This window comes from Variovorax cryoconiti (assembly GCF_051216395.1).
GTDB lineage: Bacteria > Pseudomonadota > Gammaproteobacteria > Burkholderiales > Burkholderiaceae_C > Variovorax.
In genome coordinates, this window is the sequence record NZ_JBPJZI010000023.1 from 1 (window position 1) to 1,483 (window position 1,483).

The following is a 1,483-nucleotide window of genomic DNA, read 5'->3' on the forward strand; positions in this document are numbered from 1 at the left end:
GCCACCAGGTGCTCCCCTCCGCGAATGTCCCCCGGCCTTCGGCCTCCTCCTGATATTGTTTCTCCCGCTCCCGTAGCGCTGAAGGGAGCCCGTCCGGTAAACCCCGCTCTCCTCCTTGGGCTGTCCAGCCCGCAATAAAGACTGGGGAACCGCACGGATTCGACGCTGTAGCTCGAACGGTGTCTTGGGGCGTCGCCGGCCATGTGCTGGCGATGACCCCGCATATCAGGGTGTGCATGTCGAATGTGGCGCGTTGATCCTTCAAGCAAGGAGTACCACGGTGACATGCAAAGTAGGAGTCGACATCAGCAAGCTGAAGCTCGACGTGGCGTGGCTGAGAGCGCACGGCAAATATCGCTCCAAGGTGTTCCCCAACAACGCAAGCGGCTTCGCGCAGCTGCTGGACTGGCTGGACTCGCACCTGCCCGGGGGCACGGCGGCAGCCCATGTCTGCATGGAGGCCACCGGCACGTACCACGAGGGCTTGGCGCTTGCCTTGCACGACCATGCGGTGGCGGTCTCGGTCGTCAATCCGCTGCAGGTCAAGCGATTCATGGAACTGGAACGGGTGCGCAACAAGACCGACGAGGGCGATGCGAAGGCCCTGGCGCGGTTTTGCGACAAGACAGCCCCGCCGTTGTGGGAGGCACCTTCTGCTGCCGTGCGCTCCCTGCAGGCGCTGGTGGCCCGGCTGGACACGCTGCTGGAGCTCCGGCAGGGTGAGTTGAACCGCCTGGAGGTCGCCCACGACGCGGTCAAGCCATCCCTCGTTGCGGTCATCGCGAGCCTGGACGAGTCCATCGAGGACGTGCGCATGCAGATCCGCAAGACCATCGATGACGACCCCGATCTGCAGCAGCGCAGCGAGCTTCTCGCATCGATTCCAGGCCTTGGGGACAGGACGATTCCCCAGCTGCTGGCGTACATCGGGCGCCCCGAGCGGTTCGCCTCGGTCAAGGCGCTGATTGCCTATGCCAGCCTGACGCCGATGATCAGGCAGTCCGGAACATCGTTGGACAAGCGGCGAGGCACACACCCTCAGGGGCATCGGGAGCTCAAGAAGGCGCTTTACTTCCCGGCCATGGTGGCCGGCAGGTACAACCCGTTGGTGGCCCAGTTCTGGCAGCGATTGAAGGCGCAGAACAAGCCCGGCAAGCTCATCGTCGTGGCCTGCATGCACAAGCTTCTGGCCATCGCCTACGGCGTCCTGAGGTCTCGAAAACCCTTCGACGCGAACTACCTCAAGACGGCCGGTGCTTGACAGGCACAACGGTGTCTTTATTTCGCTGCGGGGAGCACCCGGTGCCCTTCGCACAATGAGTGCTGCTGTTGTGTTCGCCGATCAGTTACCGGCCTGCCGAGAACAACTGCTGCGGGTCCGCGAAAGGCTCTCATCTTTTTTCTGCGGCGATGCGTCCATTCGGAAACCCGTGGCGTAAATGGAATCAGGACGGCGATACGCGTCGCTATCCGCCAACCCATT

Annotated in this window: 1 protein-coding gene; it reads left to right on the forward strand. The window is 63.0% G+C overall.

What is annotated here, in order from left to right; all coding sequences use genetic code 11:
* Positions 1-280 precede the first annotated feature (280 nt).
* A complete protein-coding gene (locus tag ACSFA2_RS25365; RefSeq protein ID WP_435458101.1) occupies positions 281-1,261 on the forward strand; it encodes an IS110 family RNA-guided transposase in 981 nt (326 codons plus the stop codon).
* Positions 1,262-1,483 lie beyond the last annotated feature (222 nt).